Origin of the sequence: Pseudomonas fluorescens (assembly GCF_902497855.1) — a bacterium.
GTDB lineage: Bacteria > Pseudomonadota > Gammaproteobacteria > Pseudomonadales > Pseudomonadaceae > Aquipseudomonas > Aquipseudomonas fluorescens_BI.
In genome coordinates this window covers 91,763-116,702 of record NZ_CABVHU010000006.1, presented here as the reverse complement: position 1 = coordinate 116,702, position 24,940 = coordinate 91,763, and the positions used below count along the sequence as shown (strand labels likewise).

Here is a 24,940-nt window from a genome sequence, read left to right as displayed (position 1 = left end):
CTTTCATGAGCGAAAGTGGCAGCGGGCCCAAGAGATTACAGATTCCGCAGCGCGGCGACTACTGCGTCGCCCATTTCCTGCGTACCGACTTTAGTGCAACCGGCCGACCAGATGTCGCCTGTGCGCAGCCCTTGGTCCAAAACAAGGCTCACAGCCTTCTCGATCGCGTCTGCGGCGCCCGATTGGTTGAAGCTGTAACGCAACATCATCGACACCGACAAAATGGTCGCCAACGGGTTAGCAATGCCTTTACCTGCGATGTCCGGCGCCGAACCGTGGCACGGCTCGTACATGCCCTTGTTGTGGGTATCCAGGGAGGCCGATGGCAGCATGCCGATGGAACCGGTGAGCATCGACGCCTGGTCGGACAGGATGTCGCCGAACATGTTGTCGGTGACGATCACGTCGAACTGCTTAGGTGCACGCACCAGTTGCATGGCGGCGTTGTCGACGTACATGTGGCTCAGTTCGACTTCAGGGTAATCCTTGGCCACTTCCTCGACGATTTCACGCCACAGCTGGCTGGAAGCCAGGACGTTGGCCTTGTCCACCGAGCACAGCTTCTTGCCGCGGACCATGGCCATGTCGAAACCGACACGGGCGATGCGGCGGATTTCGCTTTCGCTGTACGGCAGGGTGTCGTAGGACTGACGCTCGCCGTTTTCCAGGGTGCGGGTGCCGCGTGGCGCGCCGAAGTAGATGCCGCCGGTCAGCTCGCGCACGATCAGGATGTCCAGGCCGGAAACGATTTCCGCCTTCAGGCTCGAAGCCTCGGCCAGTTGCGGGTAGAGGATCGCCGGACGCAGGTTGCCGAACAGGCCCAGTTGCGCACGGATCTTCAGCAGGCCGCGCTCCGGGCGAATGTCACGCTCGATGGCGTCCCACTTCGGGCCGCCCACGGCACCCAGCAACACAGCATCGGCTGCGCGGGCACGCTCCAGGGTTTCGTCGGCCAATGGCACGCCGTGCTTGTCGATGGCCGCGCCGCCGATCACGTCGTGGCTCAGCTCGAAGCCCAGGCTGTACTTGGCGTTGGCCAGTTCCAGCACCTTGACCGCTTCGGCCATGATTTCCGGGCCAATACCGTCACCTGGGAGAATCAGAATCTGCTTGCTCATGCTTTCCTCATGTCATCAGTCGGTGCGCCCTTAGGCACACCCGGAAAAATTCTATCGTTCAGCGGCTATCGCTCAGCGCTTAGCGTTCGGCCATCAGCACCAGTACATCGGTACTGAACGAACCATCGGCCTCAATCTCAAAATATTCGCGCACTTCATTGCCCATCGACTGCTGCAACTCGCGGATCGCGGCGCGCATCACTGGCGGCGTGCGCATGCGCTCGACCCAGCTGGTGTACTCCAGTCGCAAGCGTTGGCGCGTGGTGCTGCGGGTATGCAACCCCGCTTCGCTGACCTGGCGCAACCACTCGCCGGCAGAATAATCGCGCACATGGCTGGTGTCGCGCAGCACTTCGACGCTTTGCAGGTAAGTGTCGAACAGCGGACTGCCCGGTGACAACACGTCGACGAACGCCGCCACCCCGCCCGGTTTCAGCACCCGCCGGACTTCCCGCAGGGCCAGCCCGAGGTCGCTCCAATGGTGCGCCGAATAACGGCTGAACACGAAGTCGAACTCGCCATCGGCGAACGGCAGGCGCTCGGCGGCACCGTTGACCGTGGTCACGTTGCTCAGGCCACGGTCGACAGCGGCGGCTGCGACTACATCCAGCATCTGCTGGGACAGGTCGTAGGCCACCACTTCCTTGACCAGCGAGGCCACGTGAAAACTCACGTGACCGGCGCCGCAGCCGAGGTCCAGCACCCGGGCGTCGCCCTGCCCTGCCAGTTCAGCCTGTAGCAGGGCGAATTCGGTGCCTTGAGCGTGAACGGCGCTGCTCAGGTAGGCGGCGGCCTGTTCACCGAATTGCTTTTGGACGACCTGGGTGTGCTGGGGGGTGCTGGTCATGGGACTTCCTTTTTGGGGGTTAGTCTTGTGGTGTCTTTGCGGGCCCCTTCGCTGGCAAGCCAGCTCCTACAGTGATTTGCGGCGTTCACAAAACCTGTAGGAGCTGGCTTGCCAGCGAAGGGGCCATAACGGCCTACATCAATTGCTCAGGCGTCGCGAAACAACCAAGGCTGACTGGCCCGATGCTTGGCTTCAAACGTCGCAATCGCCTCGTGGTCCATCAACGTCAGCCCGATATCGTCCAGCCCATTGAGCAGGCAATGCTTACGGAACGCGTCGATTTCAAAGTGCAGCACCTTGCCATCCGGACGGGTCACGGTCTGGGCTTCCAGATCGACCTGCAACTGGTACCCAGGCGTCGCTTCAACCTGCTGGAACAGCTCATCGACCTCAGCGTCGCTCAAGATGATCGGCAGCAAGCCGTTCTTGAAGCTGTTGTTGAAGAAGATATCGGCATAGCTCGGCGCGATGATGCTGCGAAAACCGTACTCTTCCAGCGCCCACGGCGCGTGTTCGCGGCTGGAGCCGCAACCGAAGTTCTCCCTGGCCAGCAACACGCTGGCGCCTTGATAACGCTCGGCGTTGAGCACGAAGTCCTTGTTCAACGGACGCTTGGAGTTGTCCTGATACGGCTGCCCCACATCCAGGTAGCGCCATTCGTCGAACAGGTTCGGGCCGAAACCCGTGCGCTTGATCGACTTCAAGAATTGCTTGGGAATGATCTGGTCGGTGTCGACGTTGGCACGATCCAGAGGCGCGACAAGTCCAGTGTGCTGGGTAAAAGCTTTCATGCTGCGCTCCTTTAGATCAATTCACGGACGTCGACGAAACGACCGTTCACAGCGGCGGCGGCGGCCATGGCCGGGCTCACCAGGTGGGTACGGCCACCGGCGCCCTGACGGCCTTCGAAGTTACGGTTGGAGGTCGAAGCGCAATGCTCGCCACTTTCCAAACGGTCCGGGTTCATCGCCAGGCACATCGAGCAGCCCGGCTCACGCCATTCGAAACCGGCATCGAGGAAGATCTTGTCCAGGCCTTCCGATTCGGCCTGAGCCTTCACCAGGCCCGAGCCCGGCACTACGATGGCCTGCTTGATGGTCGACGCCACTTTGCGGCCCTTGGCGATCACTGCCGCCGCACGCAGGTCTTCAATCCGCGAGTTGGTGCAGGAACCGATAAACACCCGGTCCAACTGGATGTCGGTGATCGCCTGATTGGCGGTCAAGCCCATGTACTTCAAGGCGCGCTCGATGGAGCCACGCTTGACCAGGTCCATTTCCTTGGCCGGGTCCGGCACGTTCTGATCAACGGCCAACACCATCTCGGGCGAGGTGCCCCAGCTGACTTGCGGTTTGATCTGGGTCGCGTCGAGTTCGACGACGGTGTCGAACTTCGCATCCTTGTCAGTCACCAGGTCTTTCCAGGCTTCGACAGCCAGGTCCCATTCCGCGCCTTTCGGGGCGAATGGACGGCCCTTGACGTATTCCACGGTCTTTTCGTCCGCCGCCACCAGGCCGACGCGCGCACCGGCCTCGATCGACATGTTGCAGATGGTCATGCGGCCTTCAACGGACAAGTCGCGAATCGCGCTACCGGCGAACTCGATGGCATGGCCGTTACCGCCGGCGGTGCCGATCTTGCCGATCACGGCGAGGACGATGTCCTTGGCGGTCACGCCGAACGGCAATTTACCCTCGACCGACACCAGCATATTTTTCATTTTCTTGGCGACCAGGCACTGGGTGGCGAGCACATGCTCGACCTCGGAGGTGCCGATACCGTGCGCCAATGCGCCGAATGCGCCATGGGTCGAGGTATGGGAGTCGCCGCAGACCACGGTCATGCCCGGCAAGGTGGCGCCCTGCTCCGGGCCGATGACGTGGACGATACCCTGGCGCACGTCATTCATCTTGAATTCGACGATGCCGTATTCGTCACAGTTATCGTCGAGGGTCTGCACCTGCAAACGCGAGACCTCGTCGGCAATGGCTTCGATGCCGCCCTTGCGCTCCGGCGTAGTCGGTACGTTGTGGTCCGGGGTCGCGATGTTGGCATCGATGCGCCAAGGCTTGCGCCCGGCCAGGCGCAGGCCTTCGAAGGCTTGCGGCGAGGTCACTTCATGGATGATGTGACGATCGATGTAGATCAGCGCAGAGCCATCGTCGCGCTGCTTGACCAAGTGCGAATCCCAGAGCTTGTCGTAGAGCGTTTTGCCGGCCATCAGACGGTTTCCTCATCAGCTTGTTTCTATGCCCCGGGCTTTGAATGCTTCAATAACCCTTTGGCTTGTGAGGTCGATCCTAGGGGGTTACATTAAATAACTCAAATTCATATTTTTTATGCTTTGGATAACCAACTGGAATACGACAATGGACCTGGCCAACCTCAATGCCTTTATAGCGATTGCCGAGACCGGCAGCTTCTCCGGCGCCGGCGAGCGGCTGCACCTCACGCAACCGGCCATCAGCAAACGCATCGCCGGGCTGGAACAGCAATTGAAGGTGCGCCTGTTCGATCGCCTGGGACGTGAAGTCGGCCTGACCGAGGCCGGCCGCGCCTTGCTGCCCCGGGCCTATCAGATTCTGAACGTGCTGGACGACACCCGCCGCGCCCTGACCAACCTGACCGGCGAAGTGAGCGGCCGCCTGACCCTGGCCACCAGTCACCACATCGGCCTGCACCGCCTGCCGCCTTTATTAAGAGAGTTCACCCGGCGCTATCCAGAAGTGGCGCTGGATATTCAGTTCCTCGACTCGGAAGTGGCCTACGAAGAAATCCTTCATGGCCGCGCCGAACTGGCGATCATCACCCTGGCGCCGGAGCCCCACGCCCTGGTCAAGGCCACGCCCGTATGGGACGACCCGCTGGATTTCGTGGTCGCCCCGGAGCATTCGCTGATCAGCAACGGCCCGGTCAGCCTGGCGGACATCGCCCTGCACCCGGCGGTTTTCCCCGGCGGCAACACCTTTACCCACCACATCGTCCAGCGCCTGTTCGAAGCCCGGGGCCTGACGCCGAACATCGCCATGAGCACCAATTATCTGGAAACGATCAAGATGATGGTGTCGATCGGCCTGGCCTGGAGCGTGTTGCCGCGCACCATGCTCGACGAGCAAGTAGCACGAGTACCTTTACCGGGCATACAACTGACTCGCCAGCTAGGCTATATCTTGCACACCGAACGGACGCTCTCGAATGCGGCACGGGCCTTTATGGCCCTGCTGGATGCACAAATCGATGGGCCAGGGATTCAGGGCTAAGCTGTGCTACGTCTATAGAATCAATTGCGCCGTGAACGCCGGTACCTAACGTCCAATTCAGCCAAGGCTTGAAAATGCCGAAATCTGTTGACCGAATTCCGCCGATGCCGCGTATTCAGGCGCTGGACCCGAAACGGTCCGAGCAGAGCTGGGAAAGTGCGCCGCAATTACTGGCCGCCCTCAACGGCGCGCACCTGGGCGCCTGGTACTGGGACATCGAACGCGGGCAGATCAGCTGGTCCCGGGGCACCCAGGCGTTGTTCGGCTTCGATCCCCGGCAACCGCTGCCGGCCGATCTGGAATACCTTGACCTGCTGCCACCCGAGGACCGGGCGAAAACCATTCGCGCGTTCCACGCGGTGATCGCCGGCGCCCCGCTGGAACAGGCGATGCACCACCGCATTCAATGGCCCGACGGCAGCCTGCACTGGCTGGAAATCAACGGCAGCCTGCTGCCGGATAAAGACGGCCGGCCACGGATGATCGGCGTCATCCGCGAAATCACCCACCAGCGTCAGCGTGAACAGGCCCTGAGCAGTTCGGAAAAACGTTTCGCCACGCTGTTTCACCTGTGCCCGAACATGGTGTTGCTGACCCGCCAGGAAGACGGCCTGATCAGCGAAGCCAACCAGTATTTCGAAAGCCTGTTCGGCTGGCCGGTGCAAGACGCGATCGGCCGCACCACCCTCGAACTGGGCCTGTGGGTGCACCCGGAACAACGGGCGCAACTGGTCAAGGCCACCAAGGCCAAGGGCGAATTGACCAGCATGGAGGTGCAGTTTCGCGCCAGCAACGGCCAGGTCCACGACGGCATCCTCAGCGCGCAGAAAGTCGAGCTCGAAGGCCAGCCCTATCTGCTCAGTACCTTCCTTGACACCACCGAACGCAAAGCCGCCGAACACGCCCTCAAAGACAGCCAGGAACGCCTCGACCTGGCCCTGGATTCCGCGCAGCTGGGCACCTGGGACTGGCACATTCCCAGCGGCATGCTCTACGGTTCGGCGCGCGCCGCCCAACTGCACGGGCTGGAAGCCAAACCTTTTCATGAATCCTTCGACGATTTTTTCGAAGGCGTGCCCGGCGAAGAACGCGACAGCATGCGCGACGCCTACCGCAGCCTGCGCGAAGGCCCGGCCGGCAATTATCAACTGACTTACCGCGTGCAACTGGCGGATGGCAGTTCACGCTACCTGGAAAGCCGCGCCCGACTGTACCGCGATGACAAGGGCGCGCCGCTGCGCATGGCCGGCACGCTGCTCGACATTACCGATCAAGTGGAACGCGAACAGCGCCTGGTGGCCTCCGAAGAGAAATTCGCCACCCTGTTCCAGGTCAGCCCGGATCCGATCTGCGTGACCCACCAGGACACCGGCCTGTTCATCGAGATCAACTCCAGCTTCACCCAGACCTTCGGCTGGAGCACCGCCGAGGTGATTGGTCGCAGTGCCGACGAAATCGGCCTGTGGGACGCTTCGGCGAAAAGCCTGCGGCGGATCGAACAAGTCATCCGCGAACAAGGCCTGAACAATGTCGCGATCCTGATCCAGCACAAAGACGGGCAGACCCTGACCTGCGTGATTTCCAGCCGCCAGATCAGCGTCGGCGACCAGCCGTGCATCGTCACCACCCTGCGCGACATCACCCAGCAGCAACGCTCGGAAGCGGCGCTCAAGGCCAGCGAAGAGAAGTTCGCCAAGGCCTTCCACTCCAGCCCCGACGCCATCACCATCACCGAGCGCGACACCGGACGCTATCTGGAAGTCAACGATGGCTTCTGCCGCCTGACCGGCTATCGCGCCGACGAAGTGATCGGCCGCACGGTGTACCAGGTCGGCATCTGGGCCGAGGAAAAACAACGCTCGACGCTGCTGGCCGAGCTCCACATGAAGGGCCGGGTTCATCACCTGGAGATGCTCGGGCGCAATAAACGCGGCGAATTGCTGACCGTCGAAGTCTCGGTGGAACCCATCACTCTGAACGAAACCGCTTGCCTGCTGCTGACGGCGCGGGACGTCAGCCTGCTGAAAAATGCCGAAGCGCAGATCCGCCACCTGGCCTACCACGACCCCTTGACCAACCTGCCCAACCGCGCGCTGCTGATGGATCGCCTGAGCCAGCAGATCGCCCTGCTCAAGCGCCACAACCTGCGCGGCGCCCTGATGTTTCTCGACCTCGACCACTTCAAGCACATCAACGATTCGCTCGGCCATCCGGTGGGCGATACGGTGCTGAAAATCATCACCGCGCGCCTTGAAGCCAGCGTGCGCATGGAGGACACCGTTGCGCGGCTGGGGGGTGATGAGTTCGTGGTGCTGCTCAGCGGCCTTGAAGGCTCGCGCAACGACGTCAGCGATCAGGTCCTGGATCTGGCCGACACCTTGCGTGAACTGCTGTCCCAACCGATGTTCCTCGACGGCCAGCGCCTGCAAGTGACCCCGAGCATCGGCATCGCACTGATTCCCGATCACGGCTCGACCCCGACCGACCTGCTCAAGCGCGCCGACATCGCGCTCTATCGGGCCAAGGATTCGGGCCGCAACACCACGCAGATGTATCACAACACCATGCAGAAGGCCGCGAGCCAACGCCTGCGCCTGGAAACCGACCTGCGCCAGGCCCTGTCCCGCGGCGAGTTTCGCGTCAATTACCAACCGCAGGTGGACGCGCGCAACGGCCGCATCGTCGGCGCCGAGGCGCTGGTGCGCTGGGACCATCCGGAATTCGGCGCGCAGTCGCCCACGGAGTTCATCAAGGTGCTGGAGGACAGCGGGCTGATCCTCGAAGTGGGCACCTGGATCATCGACGAGGTCTGCGCCGCCTTCAAACAGCTGGTCCGCAAAGACCTGATCGACCCCCTCGACTTCAGCCTGTGCGTGAACATCAGCCCACGGCAATTCCGCCAGAACGACTTCGTCGAACGCATCGAACACAGCCTCGCCAGTCACGGCCTGCCCTGCTCGCTGCTGAAACTGGAAATCACCGAAGGCATCGTCATCCAGAACCTGGAAGACACCATCAGCAAAATGCGCCGCCTGAAAAAACTCGGCGTGAGCTTTGCCATGGACGACTTCGGCACCGGTTACTCCTCGCTGACCTACCTCAAGCGCCTGCCGGTCGACACCCTGAAAATCGACCAGTCCTTCATACGCTGCGCCACCACCGACCCCAACGATGCCGAGATCATCCGCGCCATCGTCGCCATGGCCCGCAGCCTGGAATTGAAGGTGATCGCCGAAGGGGTGGAAACCCAGGACCAGCTGGATTTCCTGCAGGGTCTGGGCTGTCATTTCTATCAGGGGTATCTGCACAGCCGGCCGTTGCCGGTGGAGGAATTTCAAAAACTCCTCCTGTAGGAGCGAGCTTGCTCGCGAAGAACGAATGGACGACACGTGCTGCCTGACACCACGCGTTACCGTTGACGTCCATCATCGGAACGCCGGCCGGGGCAAGGTCGCACCTCCAGAACATTGCCCCATCTTTGATGAAAGGCCCGCAGGTGCAGTTGACGGCTGTCCATTTCCCGGGTGCGCACCCCCGGCAGTCGCAGTTGCAGGTAGGTGCGCTGGCCATCGCGAACCAGTTCGCAGGTCGGTTGTTGCACCACCCTGGCCAGAGCTCTCCAGTCTTCGGCCAGACAGCGTTGCAGGTTGGCCGTGCCCCAGGCGCTGGCTTGCAGCCGGCCACCGGGCGATGTGTGCAGTGCAGGTTCAATGCAGCCCCGCCGCCTTGCAGGCGTCGACGAAACTCGCGCCTTTTTTGTCCATGGCGGTCTTGACCAGGGCGTTGGCTTTTTGCAGGGCGGGGCTGGGCTGAGCCCATTGTTCGCGAGGCAGCGGTTGCGACCAGGCTTGCACGCATTCAGGCAGGGTCGGGCGGCCCTTGCGGTGGGCCCATTCGGCGATCAGGTAGGGCATTTTCCAGAACACTATCACCCGTCTGACGTACCACCAGCGCAGAGGCCAGTGGGAGCGTTTGGAGTAACCCCAACGCTTGCGCTCTTCGGCAGTCAGATCGCCTCCTCCGTCGTCCAGCCTACCCAATGCCCTGGCGTCGAGCCGTTCGATTTCAAAGGTGTGCAGCCCTTCGTAAGGCTTGAGCTCGTCCTCGGTCAGGGTGATGCCCAGCGCGGCCAGCATGGGATTGGGCGTATCCACCAATTCCCCGTCCTCCATGAAGTTGCGGATCGACGTCCACATGCCCAGCGCATGCGCATCGCTGGGTTGGGCCGACAATATAAACTGCACGGTGTCGCGCTCTTCGTCCTCCAGTCCCATGCCGAAGGTGTAATCGCGCATCGCGCCGTAGCTGGTCACGCCCTGGCTGCGGGCGACCCAGGCCACCACGTTTTCCCAAGGCACGATCAGCACTCGATGGGTGGTGTCGTCGATGTAGCAAACTTCGCGGCGTTGGCGGTTGAAGCGGACTGGATAGCTTTTGGCCAGGGTTCGGACATTGGAGAGCATGCCGTAGACGTAGGCGCCAATCGGAATCAGGGATAACAGGCAAATGCCGATACCCACCTCAAAAAAAATGAGTAGATCATGCAAAGGGTCTTTGAAGTTTTCTGAATAAAAGATTACTCCATACATGATCAATAAGCCCGGGGCAATGAAAGCCGCGAACAACACAAACCAAATCATCACCGCCAATCTTTTCCCCAGTTCCACCATCCCGTAGTTGCTTCCCCCCAATTCCAGATAGGTCTCATTCATCGCCGAAAAATTACGTCGAGACACCTGCGCCTGCCCGGTGTAGACCGGCAATGGCGCCAGGAACAGGGTTTCATTCAGCCCCCTGAGCCGCAACTCCCCGGCACCGGGCCGCTGGCTGCGGACGTCCGGTGTCGACTCTGGGGATTGCGGCGGTTTTCTGCGTTTGAACAGTCGGTTAATCATCGACCGCCGCCATTTCTTCGCGCTTGCACCCCCAGAAGAGCGCCTTGCCGAGACCGCTGGGCAAGGTGTCCACGGGATCAAGCGTAAACCGGCCCAGGGCCGGCAACCGTACGCCCCGCACCATTGCAATGCGCAGGTCGCGCAGGACAAAGTTGGTGTGGTGAAACAAGTTGCGTTCGGCTTCCAGCTGGTAGCGGATGTTGAGCGCCAAAGCGAAATCAGAGGTTTGCTGGGCTTCGCTGATCGGCATCTGAAGAGTCAGCGCTTCGTCTGCCTGGCTGGCGACCACGGTCACCGCAGCCCAGGCCGCACTGTTTTCCTGCCAACGGGGGGGCGGTGCATGCCGACTGTAGGGTTGGGGTTGCCGATCGCGGGTTTGATGAAAGGCCTGCAGGTGCAGTTGGCGGCTGTCCATTTCCCGCGTACGCACACCCGGCAGTCGCAGTTGCAGGTAAGTGCGCTGGCCTTCGCGAACCAGCTCACAGGTCGGTTGTTGTACCACCCGGGCCAGGGTGCTCCAGTCCTCGGCCAGGCTGCGTTGCAGGTTGGCCCTGCCCCAGGCGCTGGCTTGCAGCCATTTTTGCAGGGCGTCCAGGTTGAAGTAGTTGTAAAAGCCTTCGCCCACCAGTTGCAGGGCCGTACCGATCAGGCCCACCAGGTTGGCTTTGGCGGCGATGCTCAGCAGCCGCGGACTGGCTTCGGCCCAGGCCAGGGCCCGCAGTTGGGCGGGCTTCTTGAGGATCTGGCTGATGATCGATGTTGTGTGTTTGGCGCCCCAGGTGTTGGTGCCCACCAGAATACCGTCGCCCGCAATCTGTAAGGTCGTGGCGGCTAACGCCTGGTGATTACCTTCGGCGAGCGCTTTGCCCCATTGCTGGGAATGCTTGCCTAAATCGAAAGCAGCGGCCAGAGCACCCGCTACAAACGCGGCGTCTCCTGCAAGCCCTGTCCAGCGCCCCAACCGGCTCATGGTATTGAGTTTGCCGGCGGCACTGTCCATTTGCTCGATATGCGCTTGAAGGATTGTCACCGACAGACCCTGTACCGCCGCAAAGCCCGCGGCCGACATACCGAAGAATGATTCAGCGAAAGCCACTGCATCAGTTAAGGAGCGGTTATCCTTTTTCAGGATCGAACTCAACGCCTCAACAAACTTCTGCCCCTGATACACAAACAGCAACAAAGCAATCCCATCCCCTCCGGACTTCAGGGCGCTACTCAGCGGCTTGCCGAACGTCCCCGTCGCGCGGAAATCCCGCACCGTACGCTGCATTTCCTTACGCAGCGCCGGGTCCATGCCGTCGACCACCGTACCGATCTGCCGGCGCCCGCCGCCACCCACCGTCAACGCCCGGCTGAGGCGCTCTTCCAGCGGCAGCAGCGCGGCCTTGAGCTCATTGATCCGCTGGTTATGCACCCGCTCGCTGCCCGGCGCGCTCAAGCCATGGGTTTGCCGCGACAACTCCTCACGGCGCAGCTTGTAGGCGCGCTTGAGCTGGCGGCGCAGATCGAGGGCGGCATCGCGGGTCTTGTTGAAGGCCTGGATTTCGTCAGCCGACGCCGCCCGCAGGGTCAGGCCGCTGCGGGAAAACTCGCGCAACAGTTGCAGGCGCGCCGGTTGGCCGAGGTCACGGAGGAAGCTGTCGGGATCGATCTGCTGTCGCTGCGTTAGTGCGTTATGAGCGGTGTCTAGCTCGTCCGCAATGCTGAGTTGCCTGGCCGGGTTATACGCCCCATCCAACAAACTCTGCAGCCCCTTGAACCGCGTATTCAGATCCCCATAGTTGGGCAGCCGTTCGTTCATCAGGCTGTTGAACTGATTGGCCAGCGCATTGACGTTGGCCAGGCTGTCCGGGGCCGTGGCGACCTTGATCGAGAAGTTGCTCAGATCCAGAAGTTTCTTGCTCACATCCAGCTGTTCGGCGAGGGGCAGGGTTTCCAGCCCCGGGACCACGGTGAGCGGGTTTTGTTCGAGGAAGGCGGCGAGCTTTTCCGTCGCGTCACGATCGCTGCACAGGGCTGCCACGCAAACGAATTCGGTTTCCAGGCGATGCTGGATCAGCGCGTCGTGCTGGAAGTCGTAATACCAGGCGGCTCGGTGAAAATGGCCGCTGGCGATCATGTTCAAGCGGTCTTCACGTATGGCTTGCAGGCGCTGTTGCCAATGGCTGAGCAGCGTTTGCTGCTGGCGGACGAACTTTTGCATCTCGGCCCGCTTGACCAGTTGATCGATACCACGCTCGCCGATGGCCTTGCCGTTCAGCGCCTCCCAGGTTTGCAGGTGGAGGCTGGCGATGGCACTTTGATGTTTTTGCCACAGCGCTTCGCCCAAGGCATCGAGCAGGTTGACGAAGGCACGCGCGTAAGGATCGCTGGCCGCCGCCTTGCGCCAGGCCTGCTCATCGCCATAGATTGACGGCCTTGCATGCTCACGTTTGGCCCGCAAGTAATCATGAAGAGCCGTCTGCTGTTGCGGGCTGAGGGCCTCCTGCAGGTCTTTGACTTCAGCGTTAGTGGTCGCCAAGGCTTGCAGACGCGCCGGACCCGCCTCATACAAAGACTGGATGTAAGCGCCGGTGAGGTATTTGCGCTGGGCCGCCTCGTCGGCACTCCAGTGCTCGATCCAGTCCGCGACCTGCAGTTGGGCGCTGGCCAGGTCGCGCATCACGCCAAAATCGTCGCGCAAGACCAAAAACAGATAGTCGTTCTGGTAGACGCCCAGCACCCGACTGGTGAGCGCTTCGATCCCAGTCTCCTTGAACAGCGGCGTGGCTTCCCAGCTATAGGGTTGGCGTTCCTGCGGGTGGGCGCCCTCGGGCAATGCCTCGGGGCCTTTGCCCGCGGTTGGCGGGAGGGGTGGCGCCACTTCCGCGAGCCATTTTTCCGCCTGCAGCTTGCTCAACAAATCAGTACCGCCATTGACGGGGCAAGCACTCGCCAGATCGATGCGTTGCATCAAGCGTTCACGCTCGCCGGGGCCCTTGAGCACTTGCGCGCATTTGAAGGCCGTCCACTGGATTTCCGAATAACTGGCATACAACCGGTGTTGCCGGGTGAAGACCAAATGCGGCTCGCCGACCGCCGCGGTGCGCGTGTCGCCAGCCACTTCCCGACCCTGCCACAGCAGTTTGCTGATCTGCCCCTGTTCGACGCGGTATTCGTGCAGGTAACCGGTGTCGTTATCGATGAGGTACAGGTAGCCGTCACGCAGCAGCCGTATGCCCAGGGGCTGGCTTTTCAGCGTGAGCGGCAGGGTCAGTTCGCCCGAGGGGTCGAGGCGTTCGACCAGGCCGTAGCGCAGCGGCAACAACTGCACTTTCTGGCCCATCAAGGGGCACAGCCCGATGGGTGAACGGGCGTCCTTGGCGCTCATGGCCATGGCCGCGGTATTGGCGCTGACTTTGGGTGGTTGTCGGGCATTCACAGTAGGCCTCCTTGTCGATCGGCAGCACGGCTTTCGGCCAGCTCGGCGGCGCGTTGTACGCGCGCCAATGGGGCGCCCGCTGCCGCCCCCGCCAGCAGTTGCGCAATATCAGGATGTTCAATCACCGGTTGCCCGGCCAGATAACCAAAAACGTTCGCGTAAAGGGCCATTTCCTGATCTGAGGAAAAGCCTTGCTGGTAGGCTTCGCTCGCCAGTTTTTGTGCATATTGACGACACTCAGGCCCTGGAAAATTCGCCATGAACGCTGGAAAGTGCGCTTGCAAGTGCTCACTCAAGGCTGAGACGACGTTGCGAAACTCGACCTCGCCCAGTGCCGTAAGCTCCTGATCGGTCAATCGATTAGCCTGCGGTTCAACGCGGGCCTGTTCGGGGCGGGTGTGCTGCCGCCAGGCGCCCGCTACCCCATCGGGCAGGCAGACGTGGGCGACAGGCCCGAACCAACGTGCGCTGTTGGCTTGGCACGCAAGGTCAAACAGAGGATGCATGACGGCTGGATCGGCGATGCGCGGCATGACTTCCACGCCCTCCGCCTGCTCAAGACTGAGCAGGCGGCGCCAATGTTTGCACAGCGTTAGCGCGTCGGCCTCGCTGAACAGCAGATACCCCCATTCCAGCGCGGCATGTTCCTGGAAGTACGCCAGCAGTGAATCCCCGGCGCCCTTGAGCGTGACCAAGCAGGGTGAGATGTCCGCCAGCTCATGCCAGCGGGTGCCGTGGTACAGGCAATACACCGGGTTATCCCAGCGGTGCAGGCGATGCGCCAGATTCGCCGCGCTGACCCCGTCCAACTGCAGATAGGCCGGCAACGACCAGGGCAGATCATCTGGCAATGGCGGTAATTCAAGCATGGGCTGCCCCACTCTGCTGTTTGGGGACTTGGCAAATACCGGAGCCTGGTTGATAAGGGGTTTCCTCCAGCCTATGGCCATAGGGTGAAGGCTGGAGGTGCCAGGCAATGCCTTCCTCGGCGCATAACCGCTGGCTCAGCTCGATATTGATCGTGTACAAGCGGCTGATGGCCTCCGTACCGTTAAAGGCCAGCACCTTGAAATCGTTGCGAACGGTGGGGATTTTCAGTTCGAAATGAGCAACATTGGCCGGTGCGAACATAGGCTGATCCTTGAGCTGAGAACGACAACCGCGCGAGTCTCATCCATGACGACATCAAAGAGCGGTAATGGCCGAGAAAGCTAACAAGAGAGAGCCACGATGAATGCCGGAAAAGGCCACTGATGACGTCGGAAATTTCCGTATTTCAGCCTGTTTGATTTTGCCCCATTGAAAAATGCTCGTTGCCATGACTCCAATCACCAGGCGCTGTCGCCAAATCCATCGCAAGATGCCATCTACACTCAGTAACCATATCGCCTCTCCCGACTATCACTGGCCGAGACCCCTCCAACGTGCCCAGCATCTACCAGATCAAACCCGCATTCCAAAACCTCCTGCGCCCCCTGGTCCGGCGCTTGTTCGACAAGGGCGCCACCGCCAACCAGATCACCCTGATCGCCGGCATCGGCTCAATCCTGGTGGGCGTGGTGATCGCAGGTTTCGTGCATCACCCCTGGATCTTTGTGCTGGTACCCATCTGGATGTTGGTGCGCATGGCGCTCAACGCCATCGATGGCATGCTCGCCCGGGAGTTCAACCAGCAGTCGCACCTGGGGGCCTATCTCAATGAGCTGTGCGATATCGTCGCCGACTGTGCGCTGATCCTGCCGTTTGCCCTGCTCCCGGATGTCAGCCTGTGGCTGGTGCTACTGGTCGCCCTGCTCGCCTTGTTCAGCGAATACAGCGGCGTGCTGGGGCCGATGGTTGGCGCCTCGCGGCGCTATGACGGGCCCATGGGCAAAAGTGATCGGGCTTTTGTGCTGGGGGTCGTGGCGGTCGCTATTGCAGTGGGCTGGATCAGCGCCCTGTGGATCAACGCCGTGTTCGCGATCATCGCCGCATTGTTGGTTTACACGCTGATCAACAGGGTCCGCCAGGGCCTCAAGGAAGTACAGGTAGACACCCCTTCAGCATAAGGACAGTGCAATGCGCGAAGCTCGACATCAGACGTTCACCACCCATGACGGCGTGGAATTGTTTTACCGCTACTGGCCTGGTACCACGGCGCCAGGCGAACCACGCCAGGCCGTGCTGTTGTTTCACCGCGGCCATGAACACTCCGGGCGCATTGCCCACTTGGTGGATGAACTGAATCTGCCCGACCATGATTTCTTTGCCTGGGACGCCCGGGGTCATGGCCTCTCGCCCGGTGCCCGTGGCGACAGCCCGGGTTTTGCCACCAGCGTGCGCGACGTGCAGACCTTCTGCGATCACCTGGGCGCGGCATACGGTATCGCTGAAGAAAATATCGCGGTGATCGCCCAGAGCGTCGGTGCAGTGATCGTGGCCACCTGGGTCCACGATTACGCGCCACGCATACGCTCCCTGGTGCTGGCGTCACCGGCGTTCAAGGTCAAACTCTACGTGCCCTTCGCGCGCCAGGGGCTGGCGCTGATGCGCCGGTGGCGTGGCAACTTTTTCGTCAACAGCTACGTTAAAGCGCGGTTTCTCAGCCACGACCCGCAACGGGTCGCCAGCTACGACGACGACCCGCTGATCACCAAGGCGATTTCGGTCAATGTCCTGCTCGGTCTTTACGACGCTGCCGAGCGAGTGGTGGCCGATGCCCAGGCCATCCAGGTGCCGACGCAGTTGTTGATTTCCGGTGCCGATTTCGTAGTGCATCGCCACCCTCAGGAACAGTTCTTCGAGCGCCTCGGCAGCCTGCACAAGGAGAAACATGTGCTGCCGGGATTCTTCCACGATACCCTGGGTGAACAGCGTCGCGAGAGCGCCGTTGCCAGCGTACGCCGTTTTATCCTGCACAACTTTCAACAACCGGCTGCCCGCCCTTCCCTGCTGGCCGCCGACCGCCTGGGCCTGACCTGCGCCGAATCAGAATCATTGGCCGCGCCATTGCCCCGCAATTCCCTGCGCGACCTGTACTGGCGCATGACCCGCGCCGGCATGGGCCTCGGCAGCCGGCTGTCGTCCGGGCTCAAGCTGGGTTTCGACACCGGCTACGACTCCGGCAGCACCCTGGACTACGTCTACCGCAACACGCCCACCGGCACCTCTGCCATGGGTCGACTGATCGACCGTAACTACCTGGACTCCATCGGCTGGCGCGGCATTCGCCAACGCAAGCTGCATGTCGAAGAACTGCTGCGCCTGGCCATGGCGCACCTGCGTGACCAGGGTCGCGAAGTGCGCATCGTCGACATTGCCGCCGGGCATGGGCGCTACATTCTTGAAGCCTTGCAGGGCATCGACCCGCTTCCCGAGTCGATCCTGTTGCGCGACTACAGCGACATCAACGTGCGCGACGGTGGTGCACTGATCCGCGACAAAGGCCTGGAGGCCATCGCACAATTCGTCAAGGGCGATGCCTTCGACCGTGCCGACCTCGCCGCACTCGATCCCAAGCCGACGCTGGCGGTGGTGTCCGGCCTATATGAGCTGTTCGCCGACAACCAGATGGTCAGTGGCTCTCTCGCCGGACTGGCCGACGCCGTGGCACCCGGTGGTTATCTGGTCTACACCGGCCAGCCCTGGCACCCGCAACTGGAACTGATCGCCCGCGCCTTGACCAGTCACCGTGAAGGCCAGGCCTGGGTCATGCGCCGGCGTACCCAGGCGGAAATGGACCAACTGGTAGCCGCCGCCGGCTTTCGCAAGATCGGCATGCGGGTCGATCAATGGGGCATTTTCAGCGTATCCCTGGCGCAACGGGTGCAATGATGCCCCTGACTGCCACGCCCGGACGCGAACCCGGCCTGTTCAAACCGGCACTGCTCTGGCTGTTGCTGTTGGCCCCGCTGTTCTTCGCCACCTACGGCTTCGCCACCTGGGTCACCACCCAACGGGACGATGTCGCCAGCCTGGTGTTCGACTGGGAAACCCAAGTGCCGTTCTGGGCCTGGAGCATCGTCCCGTACTGGTCCATTGACCTGCTCTACGGCCTGTCGCTGTTGCTGCCCGCCAGTCGCCTGGAACTCAGGCGCCACGCCCTGCGCCTGATAACCGCCCAGTTGATCGCCGTCAGTTGTTTTCTGATCTGGCCGTTGCGCTTCACCTTTGCCCGGCCCGAACTGGATGGGGTATTCGGCTGGCTGTTCGATGTCCTGGCAGGTTTCGACAAGCCGTTCAATCAGGCGCCCTCCCTGCACATTGCTCTGTTGGTGGTGTTATGGAGCTGCTACCAGCGGCACTTGCGGGGCCTGTGGCGCGGGTTGATGCATGGCTGGTTCATCCTGATCGGAGTGTCGGTGCTGACCACCTACCAACACCATTTCGTCGACCTGCCCACCGGTGCGCTGCTCGGTTGGCTGTGCGTCTGGCTGTGGCCACTGGAGGGACCCGGCCCTCTGCACGGTGCTCGCCTGACTGTGGATAAAAAACGCTGGCAACTGGCGCTGTACTACAGCTTGGGAGCGGCCGCCTTCACAATTCCGGCCTTTACTTTGAGGGGCGCGTGGCTGTGGTTGATCTGGCCTGCGGTGGCCTTGCTGCTGGTAGCGCTCAATTATGCCCTGCTGGACGCTCGCGGTTTCCAGAAACGCGTCGATGGACGCCTGTCCCCCGCGGTACGCTGGCTGCTGGCCCCCTACCTGGCGGCGGCCTGGCTCAACTCGCGGCTGTGGACCCGCCACCATCCGCAGCCCGACCGGGTGATCGATGACGTCTGGCTCGGACGCCTGCCAGGCCAGCAGGAACTGCAGCACTCGTCATTCCGGGCGGTACTCGATCTGTGTGCAGAACTGTCACTGAACCCCGATTCGGTCAGTTACCGCTCGCTGCCGGTACTGGACCTGACGGTACCCACCGCCGCGCAATGCCAGGCAGCGGCCGAGGCGATCGAAAGCCTGCGCCAGCAAGGTCCGCTGCTGGTCTGCTGCGCCCTGGGCTATTCGCGCAGCGCCATCGCGGTCGCCGCATGGCTGTTGCACAGCGGCAGGGCCGCCAGTGTCGATGACGCCATCCTGCTGATTCAGCGAGCACGTCCGGGGATCGTCCTGAGCCCTGCGCACCGACAGGTGCTGCAGCAGTTACCCATGAGCACGGAGCACCTCTGTGTCCATTGATATGCAGCTGCAAGCGACCGCCAGCCTGTTGCGCCGTGGCGGTTCGCTGGACCGACTGTCCACCGGGCTCACGCTGCTGGGGGCCTTGCTCGGCCTGGGCCAATTTGTCACGGCCAGCCCGGGAACCTGGGGGCTGACCTGCAGCGTCACGCTGCTGGTGCTGGGCCTGTGGCAAAAATACTGGGCACTGCGGGTCGCTTTCGATGCCGATCTGTTCCAGCACCTGGCCGCCGGTGCACAAGACCTCCCCGAACGCACCCGGGCCCTGGATCATGCGCTGACTGCGCTGGGCCTGCAGCCCGCCGACCGCGGCGGACGTCCCTGGAACGAACGTATCTCTGGCGCTCTGAAGCTGTTACGTCGCCAGGCATTGCTGGTGGCGGCACAAGTGCTGCTGACCCTGATTTTCATTGTGGCCGGCCCCTGGCTGACCTTTGCTGGATAAGGAGTTTTCATGCTCGCACCCGCGGTTGCCACCCTCATCATCTCGGGCGCCCGCCTGCTCACGGGAGCCCGCAGCCTGTGGCTCGGCTGTGCGCCGCAGGCGGTGCAGCGCATCTACTTCGCCAACCACAGCAGCCATGGCGACTTTGTGTTGCTGTGGGCTTCCTTGCCGCCCGCTTTGCGCAGCATCACCCGGCCGGTGGCCGGCGCCGATTACTGGCTCAAAAGCCCCCTGCGCCGCTACATCATCAACCGGGTGTTCAATGGCGTAATGATCGACCGCGAACGCAGGGAGACCGCCGATAACCCCTTGCAGCCGATGCTCGACGCCCTGGAAAACGGTGATTCGCTGATCATTTTCCCTGAAGGCACACGCAACCCCGAGGACGGTCTGCTGCCGTTCAAAAGCGGGCTGTACCACCTGGCAAAAGCCTATCCCCAGGCACAATTGATCCCGGTGTGGATCGCCAACCTCAACCGCGTCATGCCCAAAGGCCGCGTCCTGCCGCTGCCGTTGTTATGCACCATCAGCTTTGGCGCCGCCCTGGCCCTTGGCGAAGAAGAAACCAAGGCGCAATTTCTCGAACGCAGCCGCGACGCGCTGTTGAGCCTGGCCGAGGAGCAAGCCTGACATGGACAGACAAACCCTGATGTTGTTTGGCGGGATTGGCGCGTTTCTGCTGCTGGCCTCGGTGATCGGTTTCATTCTCAAGCGGCGCGCTGGCGGCACGGCGAACCCGGTGGTCGATAACCTCAACGCCCGGATCAACGCCTGGTGGGTCATGGTGCTGGTGATCGGAATCGCCTTCTGGCTCGGCACCACGGCGGTGATCCTGTTGTTCTACACCGTGTCTTTCTACGCCCTGCGCGAATTCATGACCCTTACGCCGACCCGTCGCAGCGACTACCCGGCACTGGTGGCGGCGTTCTACCTGGCACTGCCGCTGCAGTACCTGCTCATCTACTACGACTGGTACGGGTTGTTCTCGATCTTCATCCCGGTGTACGTGTTCCTGCTCCTGCCGATCCTCGCGTCCCTGGGCGGCGACAGCACGCATTTTCTCGAACGCGCCTCGAAAGTCCAATGGGGCCTGATGATCGCGGTGTTCTGTGTGTCCCACGTGCCTGCCCTGCTGACCCTCGATATCGCCGGCTATGAGGGACGAAACCTGCTGTTGATCGCCTACCTGGTGATCGTGGTGCAGATGTCGGATGTGCTGCAGTACGTCTGCGGAAAACTGTTCGGCAAACGCAAGATCGCCCCCAGGCTGTCGCCGTCCAAGACAGTGGAAGGCTTTGTCGGTGGCGTCCTCCTGGCCTCGTTGATCGGCTGTGCCTTGTGGTGGATCACGCCGTTCAATCCCTGGCAGTCACTGCTCATCGCCCTGCTGATCAACCTGCTGGGGTTCGCCGGCGGCATTGTGATGTCGGCAATCAAGCGCGACCGTGGGGTGAAGGATTGGGGGCACATGATCGAAGGCCACGGCGGCATGCTCGACCGCCTGGACTCGGTGTGCTTTGCGGCGCCGATCTTCTTTCACCTGGTCCGGTATGGGTGGACCTGATTTCATAAACCGGCCCTGCAAAAAAAAGACCCCGACAAGTCGGGGTCTTTTTGCTTCAGCCGGTCGGGTCGTACTCAGACGACCCTGCCCGGGGTCCGGCTCAATGCTGCAGAGCCGGTTTTTGCGTCCCGTTGTTGATCGGGATTCGCTTGGCTTTCGCCTCTTCCGGAACCACCCGCAACAAGTCGATGCTCAACAGACCGTTGCTCAGGTCGGCGGCCTGGATCTGGATGTGGTCCGCCAGGCGGAAGGACAGTTTGAAGGCCCGCTGGGCGATGCCCTGGTACAGATAAGTGACGCCTTCATTCACCTCACGTTTGCCGCCGCCACTGATGGTCAGCACACCTTTTTCCACTTGCAGCTCCAGGTCTTCTTCCTGGAAGCCGGCGGCGGCTACGACGATGCGGTATTGGTCGTCGCCGTGTTTTTCCACGTTATAGGGTGGATAGGTGCTGCCTGGCTCGTTGCGCAGGGCGGTTTCGAACAGGTCGTTGAAACGGTCGAAGCCCACCGAGGAACGGAACAGGGGGGCCATGGAAAGTGCAGTACTCATGATTCAAATCTCCTGAAAACAGATCAGCAAGTTTTTTTGTCTCCGCGACCCGGATTCGGCATCGCGTAATAAAAAAATAGGGACCGCTGACTGGTTTTCAAGAGGGTATTTTCAAATTTTTTTCAGGCCGCTTCGGCCACCTGCAGCCCCAATAAACGCGAGACCTGGTCCAGTTCGGTTTCGCGACGCAGGACGGTGAACAGCTCGACCGCTTCGGGGTAATTGCGGGTCAGCATCGCCAGCCATTGCTTCAAGCGACCCGGCGACTGCCGCGCGGTCATCTGCGCCTTGGCCTGCAGCCAGAAGTCCTGGATCAGCGGCAGCAGCTCGGCCCAGGTCATCTCGACCACGTCCTCGCCGGCGCGCGCGGCAGCGATTTGCCGGGCCAGATCGGGGCGCGAGACCAGGCCGCGACCGAGCATGATGTCTTCCACGCCGCTGATTTCGCGGCAACGGCGCCAGTCCTCGACGCTCCAGATATCGCCATTGGCAAACACCGGCACCTTGACCACCTCCTGCACCCGCGGGATCCACTCCCAGTGGGCCGGCGGCTTGTAGCCATCGGTCTTGGTCCGCGCATGCACCACGATGTGCGCCGCGCCGCCTTCAGCCAGGGCCGTGGCGCAGACCAGGGCACCGTCGGGGCTGTCGAAACCGAGGCGCATCTTGGCGGTCACCGGGATGTGCGCCGGCACCGCGCGACGCACGTGCTCGACGATTTCGTTGAGCAGTTCCGGTTCCTTGAGCAATACCGCACCGCCACGGGACTTGTTGACGGTCTTGGCCGGGCAGCCGAAGTTCAGGTCGATGACCTCGGAACCCAGCTCGCAGGCCAGCGCGGCATTTTCAGCCAGGCACACCGGATCGGAACCGAGCAGCTGCACCCGCAACGGCACGCCGGACGCCGTACGGGCGCCGGTCAGCAGTTCCGGACCGAACTTGTGGTAATAGGCAGGGGTGAGCAGCTGATCGTTGATCCGGATGAACTCGGTCACGCACCAGTCGATACCGCCCACACGGGTCAGCACGTCCCGCAGGATGTTGTCGACCAACCCCTCCATGGGCGCCAAAGCAATTTGCATGAAAAACACACTCGACGAAAAACGTGGGGCAGTTTACTGGTTTCGGCGTGCAGAAGGTATTTCGTCAGATAGGACGCCTTCGCGGGCAAGCCTCGCTCCTACGGTCATCACGGTCCTGTAGGAGCGAGGCTTGCCCGCGAAAGCTTCAATCAGGTCAACACTTGCAACGCCGGGCCATAACCCTCAATAAACTCCACCGGCATGCGCTTGGGCTTGCCCGTCGACAGTTCAATACAGACAAAGGTGGTCTGCGCCCGCAGCAGTGTGGTGTTGTCGCGAGGGCGCTTCAACTGGAAGTGCCGGGTCATTTTCAGGCGCTGGTCCCAATCGACGATCCAGGTCGCCAATTGCAACTCATCCTCCTCATAGGCGGCCGCCAGGTAATCGATCTCGTGCCGCACCACCGCCATCGCCCGGTCCAGCCGCCGGTACTCGACCAGGTCCAGGCCGAGCCGCTGGGAGTGGCGCCAGGCGCAGCGTTCGAGCCAGGTCACATACACCGCGTTATTGGCGTGACCCAGCCCGTCGATGTCCTCGGCGCCCACTTGCAGATCAATGATAAACGGCGTTGCCCGATCCCAACCCATGCCTCACTCCCGGTCAAATGATGTCGACCGGCGCAGTGTAACGGATGCTCAAGCCGATTGGCGCGATTGCAGGCTACGACCGGACAGCAGTGATAGCACGCCATCAATCACCCGGGGATCGGCCAGCACCCGTTGATGACCGCCCTCGTCCAGGCGCAGCAGACGGCTGTCGAACCAGGCTTCGTGGATCAGCTGGGATTCCTTGACCAAGACATAGTTGTCGTCTTCGGCATGCACGATCAGGCCGGGCATGTCGAGCTGATAATGTGCGACATCCAGCGTCGCGGCGCGCATGCCGACGTCTTTCTCGACCTGACGAATGAACGCCGAACGGGCTTTGGGCGGCAGCCGCACATACCGCGCGAAACCGCGCAGTACCCCGAGGATTCGTGCGGGGGCGGCGATGGTCACCAGGGTTTCGGTGCGCAGGCCCAACTGAACAGCGAGCATGGCACTGGCGCCGCCCATGGAGTGGCCGATGACCGCCTGCAGTGGCGGCAACTCGGCAGCCGCCTCGAGCATGGCCCGGGCGAACAGCACGACATTCGCTTCATTGCCGGGCGAGCGGCCGTGGGCGGGGCCGTCCAGGGCCACCACGGTATAACCGGCATCGACCAACGCGGTGATCAGGCTGGCAAACTGCGTCGGCCGCCCTTCCCAACCGTGCATCAGCAACACCGCCGGCCCCTGCCCCCAACGCAATGCCGAGAGACCGAAGCGCAAGGTGATCCGCTCGGATTTGGCCAACAGCGGCAATTCCCAGTCACGGGGCGGCAGGTCCCGCGGCGTCATGAACGCCTGTCGCATTTTGCTTGCGACCAGTTGTGGTGCGAACCAGCCCAAGGTGCCATTAACGCCACGAACCCACTTCAACGTGCTCATCGCTCTCACTCCCCAGGCTAATGCCTTCAGGTCACAGCACCGCCGACTTGGCGGCGCGCAGCAATCGATCGGACAACTCTCCCGGCCCCAGCGCGCGTGCCAGGGCCAGGCCACCGACCATCAAGGCCATGTCGGCCAAGGCTTTGTCGGTCTCTTCGGGGCTGGCCGCCAATTGCGCGACCATCATTTCCACATGCTCATTCAAGGCCACGCGAAACTCGTCCGGCAGCCGGCCCAGCTCGCCGACGGACGCCGGGATCGGGCACGCCGACTCAGAGGAATCTCGGTGTTTGCGTGACAGGTAGAACGCAGCGACCAGGGCGCGACGCTCTTCGCCGGTCAGCTCGGCATCCATGTCGGCGATCAAGCCACGGCGATGAGTGAGCAGTTGCTTGAACGCTTCCAGCATCATCGCGTCCTTGCTGTCGAAGTGGGCGTAGAAACCACCGACTGTCAGGCCGGCTGCGCCCATCACTTCGCCCACGCTCGGTTCGGCCGGGCCGCGCTGGATAAGCGCGGCGCTGGCGGCCTTGAGAATGCGTTCGCGGGTTTGAGCTTTTTTATCGTTCATCGTTGCCTCCGAATATTACGACTAGAATATTATTCTCATAATAATTTTCCGCAAGTCGTGGATGTGACCGCTGGTCTGAAGAACAGTTTGAAAGAAAGGGGGGGATTTGGCCAAACGCCAGACAAACAAAAGGGCCATTCAATGATTGAATGACCCCTATAAATCCCGCAGAGCGGGTAATCGTGGCGTCCCCTAGGGGACTCGAACCCCTGTTACCGCCGTGAAAGGGCGGTGTCCTAGGCCACTAGACGAAGGGGACGCAAAACCTTCTATACAACTGATCAGTGCTGAGGGCTGATCGATTCAAGACCGGTGTGGCCAGACCTTGAACTGTAAAATTGGTGGAGCTAAGCGGGATCGAACCGCTGACCTCCTGCATGCCATGCAGGCGCTCTCCCAGCTGAGCTATAGCCCCGGATTTTTCGCCTCGCGGCGGAGCGACATCTTGCAACATCGCTTCTGTAAAACTGGCGTCCCCTAGGGGACTCGAACCCCTGTTACCGCCGTGAAAGGGCGGTGTCCTAGGCCACTAGACGAAGGGGACGCAAACCCTTCT

22 protein-coding genes and 3 tRNA genes are annotated in these 24,940 nt (G+C 61.8%); 8 read left to right on the top strand and 17 right to left on the bottom strand.

The genetic code is table 11. The annotated features are described in order from the left end of the window. Positions 1-35: 35 nt before the first annotated feature. The 4 genes from leuB to leuC all read right to left on the bottom strand — a co-directional run bounded on the left by leuB (position 36) and on the right by leuC (position 4,186). On the bottom strand, positions 36-1,118 hold the full coding sequence (gene leuB, locus F8N96_RS14110; protein ID WP_150798317.1) for a 3-isopropylmalate dehydrogenase: 1,083 nt from the start codon (positions 1,116-1,118) through the stop codon (positions 36-38). 79 nt (positions 1,119-1,197) lie between these two features. Next, on the bottom strand, positions 1,198-1,965 hold the full coding sequence (locus tag F8N96_RS14105) for a class I SAM-dependent methyltransferase (protein WP_150798316.1): 768 nt from the start codon (positions 1,963-1,965) through the stop codon (positions 1,198-1,200). Between the two features lie 146 nt (positions 1,966-2,111). Next, positions 2,112-2,756 carry a 3-isopropylmalate dehydratase small subunit gene (leuD, locus tag F8N96_RS14100; protein ID WP_150798315.1) on the bottom strand — a complete coding sequence of 215 codons (645 nt, stop codon included), beginning with the start codon at positions 2,754-2,756 and terminating at the stop codon, positions 2,112-2,114. 11 nt (positions 2,757-2,767) lie between these two features. After that, positions 2,768-4,186 carry a 3-isopropylmalate dehydratase large subunit gene (gene leuC / locus F8N96_RS14095; RefSeq protein ID WP_064676826.1) on the bottom strand — a complete coding sequence of 473 codons (1,419 nt, stop codon included), beginning with the start codon at positions 4,184-4,186 and terminating at the stop codon, positions 2,768-2,770. A 148-nt stretch (positions 4,187-4,334) separates the two neighbouring features. Between leuC and F8N96_RS14090 the strand changes: the two genes are divergently transcribed. Both F8N96_RS14090 and F8N96_RS14085 read left to right on the top strand, forming a co-directional pair. Then, on the top strand, positions 4,335-5,225 hold the full coding sequence (locus tag F8N96_RS14090; protein WP_150798314.1) for a LysR family transcriptional regulator: 891 nt from the start codon (positions 4,335-4,337) through the stop codon (positions 5,223-5,225). A gap of 74 nt (positions 5,226-5,299) precedes the next feature. Then, on the top strand, positions 5,300-8,578 hold the full coding sequence (locus tag F8N96_RS14085; RefSeq protein WP_150798313.1) for a PAS domain S-box protein: 3,279 nt from the start codon (positions 5,300-5,302) through the stop codon (positions 8,576-8,578). A 56-nt stretch (positions 8,579-8,634) separates the two neighbouring features. Here the strand turns inward: F8N96_RS14085 and F8N96_RS14080 are convergent, their stop codons facing one another. The 5 genes from F8N96_RS14080 to F8N96_RS14060 all read right to left on the bottom strand — a co-directional run bounded on the left by F8N96_RS14080 (position 8,635) and on the right by F8N96_RS14060 (position 14,675). Then, positions 8,635-8,826: a hypothetical protein gene (locus F8N96_RS14080; RefSeq protein WP_150798312.1), complete on the bottom strand. Its 192-nt coding sequence runs from the start codon at positions 8,824-8,826 to the stop codon at positions 8,635-8,637. Between the two features lie 106 nt (positions 8,827-8,932). Next, positions 8,933-10,120, bottom strand: coding sequence for a DUF6708 domain-containing protein (locus tag F8N96_RS14075; protein ID WP_224794093.1), 1,188 nt, complete (start codon positions 10,118-10,120; stop codon positions 8,933-8,935). After that, on the bottom strand, positions 10,113-13,544 hold the full coding sequence (locus F8N96_RS14070; RefSeq protein ID WP_150798311.1) for a toxin VasX: 3,432 nt from the start codon (positions 13,542-13,544) through the stop codon (positions 10,113-10,115). The genes F8N96_RS14075 and F8N96_RS14070 overlap by 8 nt, the downstream gene beginning before the upstream one ends. After that, on the bottom strand, positions 13,541-14,413 hold the full coding sequence (locus F8N96_RS14065; RefSeq protein WP_191635349.1) for a DUF4123 domain-containing protein: 873 nt from the start codon (positions 14,411-14,413) through the stop codon (positions 13,541-13,543). Before F8N96_RS14065 ends, F8N96_RS14070 begins: the two co-directional genes overlap by 4 nt. Beyond that, complete coding sequence (locus F8N96_RS14060) at positions 14,406-14,675, bottom strand: hypothetical protein (RefSeq protein WP_150798309.1); 270 nt, start codon at positions 14,673-14,675, stop codon at positions 14,406-14,408. Before F8N96_RS14060 ends, F8N96_RS14065 begins: the two co-directional genes overlap by 8 nt. Before the next feature lie 293 nt (positions 14,676-14,968). Here F8N96_RS14060 and F8N96_RS14055 point away from each other — a divergent pair, with 293 nt between their 5' ends. The 6 genes from F8N96_RS14055 to F8N96_RS14030 are packed head-to-tail and all read left to right on the top strand — an operon-like array spanning position 14,969 to position 20,709. Then, positions 14,969-15,592 (top strand): CDP-alcohol phosphatidyltransferase family protein, encoded by a 624-nt coding sequence (locus F8N96_RS14055; protein WP_150798308.1) that lies wholly within the window; start codon positions 14,969-14,971, stop codon positions 15,590-15,592. 10 nt (positions 15,593-15,602) lie between these two features. Continuing rightward, the gene (locus tag F8N96_RS14050) at positions 15,603-17,357 is read left to right on the top strand and encodes a bifunctional alpha/beta hydrolase/class I SAM-dependent methyltransferase (protein ID WP_150798307.1); all 1,755 of its coding nucleotides are present in this window, start codon (positions 15,603-15,605) and stop codon (positions 17,355-17,357) included. Then, on the top strand, positions 17,357-18,700 hold the full coding sequence (locus F8N96_RS14045) for a phosphatase PAP2/dual specificity phosphatase family protein (RefSeq protein WP_150798306.1): 1,344 nt from the start codon (positions 17,357-17,359) through the stop codon (positions 18,698-18,700). Before F8N96_RS14050 ends, F8N96_RS14045 begins: the two co-directional genes overlap by 1 nt. Beyond that, the gene (locus F8N96_RS14040; protein WP_150798305.1) at positions 18,690-19,145 is read left to right on the top strand and encodes a hypothetical protein; all 456 of its coding nucleotides are present in this window, start codon (positions 18,690-18,692) and stop codon (positions 19,143-19,145) included. Before F8N96_RS14045 ends, F8N96_RS14040 begins: the two co-directional genes overlap by 11 nt. A gap of 9 nt (positions 19,146-19,154) precedes the next feature. Next, entirely contained in the window at positions 19,155-19,775 is a 621-nt protein-coding gene (locus F8N96_RS14035; protein ID WP_150798304.1) for a lysophospholipid acyltransferase family protein, read from the top strand. 1 nt (position 19,776) lies between these two features. Continuing rightward, entirely contained in the window at positions 19,777-20,709 is a 933-nt protein-coding gene (locus F8N96_RS14030) for a phosphatidate cytidylyltransferase (protein ID WP_150798303.1), read from the top strand. A gap of 100 nt (positions 20,710-20,809) precedes the next feature. Here F8N96_RS14030 and F8N96_RS14025 read toward each other — a convergent pair whose 3' ends face one another. The 8 genes from F8N96_RS14025 to F8N96_RS13990 all read right to left on the bottom strand — a co-directional run bounded on the left by F8N96_RS14025 (position 20,810) and on the right by F8N96_RS13990 (position 24,928). Continuing rightward, positions 20,810-21,262 (bottom strand): Hsp20 family protein, encoded by a 453-nt coding sequence (locus F8N96_RS14025; protein ID WP_150798302.1) that lies wholly within the window; start codon positions 21,260-21,262, stop codon positions 20,810-20,812. A gap of 122 nt (positions 21,263-21,384) precedes the next feature. Continuing rightward, positions 21,385-22,344 carry a tRNA dihydrouridine synthase gene (locus F8N96_RS14020; RefSeq protein WP_064676816.1) on the bottom strand — a complete coding sequence of 320 codons (960 nt, stop codon included), beginning with the start codon at positions 22,342-22,344 and terminating at the stop codon, positions 21,385-21,387. A gap of 149 nt (positions 22,345-22,493) precedes the next feature. Further along, positions 22,494-22,931, bottom strand: coding sequence for an acyl-CoA thioesterase (locus F8N96_RS14015; protein WP_150798301.1), 438 nt, complete (start codon positions 22,929-22,931; stop codon positions 22,494-22,496). 48 nt (positions 22,932-22,979) lie between these two features. After that, entirely contained in the window at positions 22,980-23,813 is an 834-nt protein-coding gene (locus tag F8N96_RS14010; protein ID WP_150798300.1) for an alpha/beta fold hydrolase, read from the bottom strand. 31 nt (positions 23,814-23,844) lie between these two features. Beyond that, the gene (locus F8N96_RS14005; RefSeq protein ID WP_150798299.1) at positions 23,845-24,384 is read right to left on the bottom strand and encodes a TetR/AcrR family transcriptional regulator; all 540 of its coding nucleotides are present in this window, start codon (positions 24,382-24,384) and stop codon (positions 23,845-23,847) included. A 183-nt stretch (positions 24,385-24,567) separates the two neighbouring features. Further along, a tRNA-Glu gene (locus F8N96_RS14000) sits at positions 24,568-24,643 on the bottom strand. 80 nt (positions 24,644-24,723) lie between these two features. Next, positions 24,724-24,799 (bottom strand) — tRNA-Ala (locus F8N96_RS13995). Between the two features lie 53 nt (positions 24,800-24,852). Further along, positions 24,853-24,928: transfer RNA gene (locus F8N96_RS13990), tRNA-Glu, on the bottom strand. Positions 24,929-24,940 lie beyond the last annotated feature (12 nt).

Coding starts and splice junctions, on each gene's coding strand:
- F8N96_RS14075 (WP_224794093.1), bottom strand. CDS start 10,120: ATGATTAACCGACTGTTCAAACGCAGAAAACCGCCGCAATCCCCAGAG.
- F8N96_RS14030 (WP_150798303.1), top strand. CDS start 19,777: ATGGACAGACAAACCCTGATGTTGTTTGGCGGGATTGGCGCGTTTCTG.
- F8N96_RS14065 (WP_191635349.1), bottom strand. CDS start 14,413: ATGCTTGAATTACCGCCATTGCCAGATGATCTGCCCTGGTCGTTGCCG.
- leuB (WP_150798317.1), bottom strand. CDS start 1,118: ATGAGCAAGCAGATTCTGATTCTCCCAGGTGACGGTATTGGCCCGGAA.
- F8N96_RS14090 (WP_150798314.1), top strand. CDS start 4,335: ATGGACCTGGCCAACCTCAATGCCTTTATAGCGATTGCCGAGACCGGC.
- F8N96_RS14005 (WP_150798299.1), bottom strand. CDS start 24,384: ATGAACGATAAAAAAGCTCAAACCCGCGAACGCATTCTCAAGGCCGCC.
- leuD (WP_150798315.1), bottom strand. CDS start 2,756: ATGAAAGCTTTTACCCAGCACACTGGACTTGTCGCGCCTCTGGATCGT.
- F8N96_RS14020 (WP_064676816.1), bottom strand. CDS start 22,344: ATGCAAATTGCTTTGGCGCCCATGGAGGGGTTGGTCGACAACATCCTG.
- F8N96_RS14015 (WP_150798301.1), bottom strand. CDS start 22,931: ATGGGTTGGGATCGGGCAACGCCGTTTATCATTGATCTGCAAGTGGGC.
- F8N96_RS14050 (WP_150798307.1), top strand. CDS start 15,603: ATGCGCGAAGCTCGACATCAGACGTTCACCACCCATGACGGCGTGGAA.
- F8N96_RS14025 (WP_150798302.1), bottom strand. CDS start 21,262: ATGAGTACTGCACTTTCCATGGCCCCCCTGTTCCGTTCCTCGGTGGGC.
- F8N96_RS14010 (WP_150798300.1), bottom strand. CDS start 23,813: ATGAGCACGTTGAAGTGGGTTCGTGGCGTTAATGGCACCTTGGGCTGG.
- F8N96_RS14085 (WP_150798313.1), top strand. CDS start 5,300: ATGCCGAAATCTGTTGACCGAATTCCGCCGATGCCGCGTATTCAGGCG.
- F8N96_RS14045 (WP_150798306.1), top strand. CDS start 17,357: ATGCCCCTGACTGCCACGCCCGGACGCGAACCCGGCCTGTTCAAACCG.
- F8N96_RS14060 (WP_150798309.1), bottom strand. CDS start 14,675: ATGTTCGCACCGGCCAATGTTGCTCATTTCGAACTGAAAATCCCCACC.
- F8N96_RS14105 (WP_150798316.1), bottom strand. CDS start 1,965: ATGACCAGCACCCCCCAGCACACCCAGGTCGTCCAAAAGCAATTCGGT.
- leuC (WP_064676826.1), bottom strand. CDS start 4,186: ATGGCCGGCAAAACGCTCTACGACAAGCTCTGGGATTCGCACTTGGTC.
- F8N96_RS14035 (WP_150798304.1), top strand. CDS start 19,155: ATGCTCGCACCCGCGGTTGCCACCCTCATCATCTCGGGCGCCCGCCTG.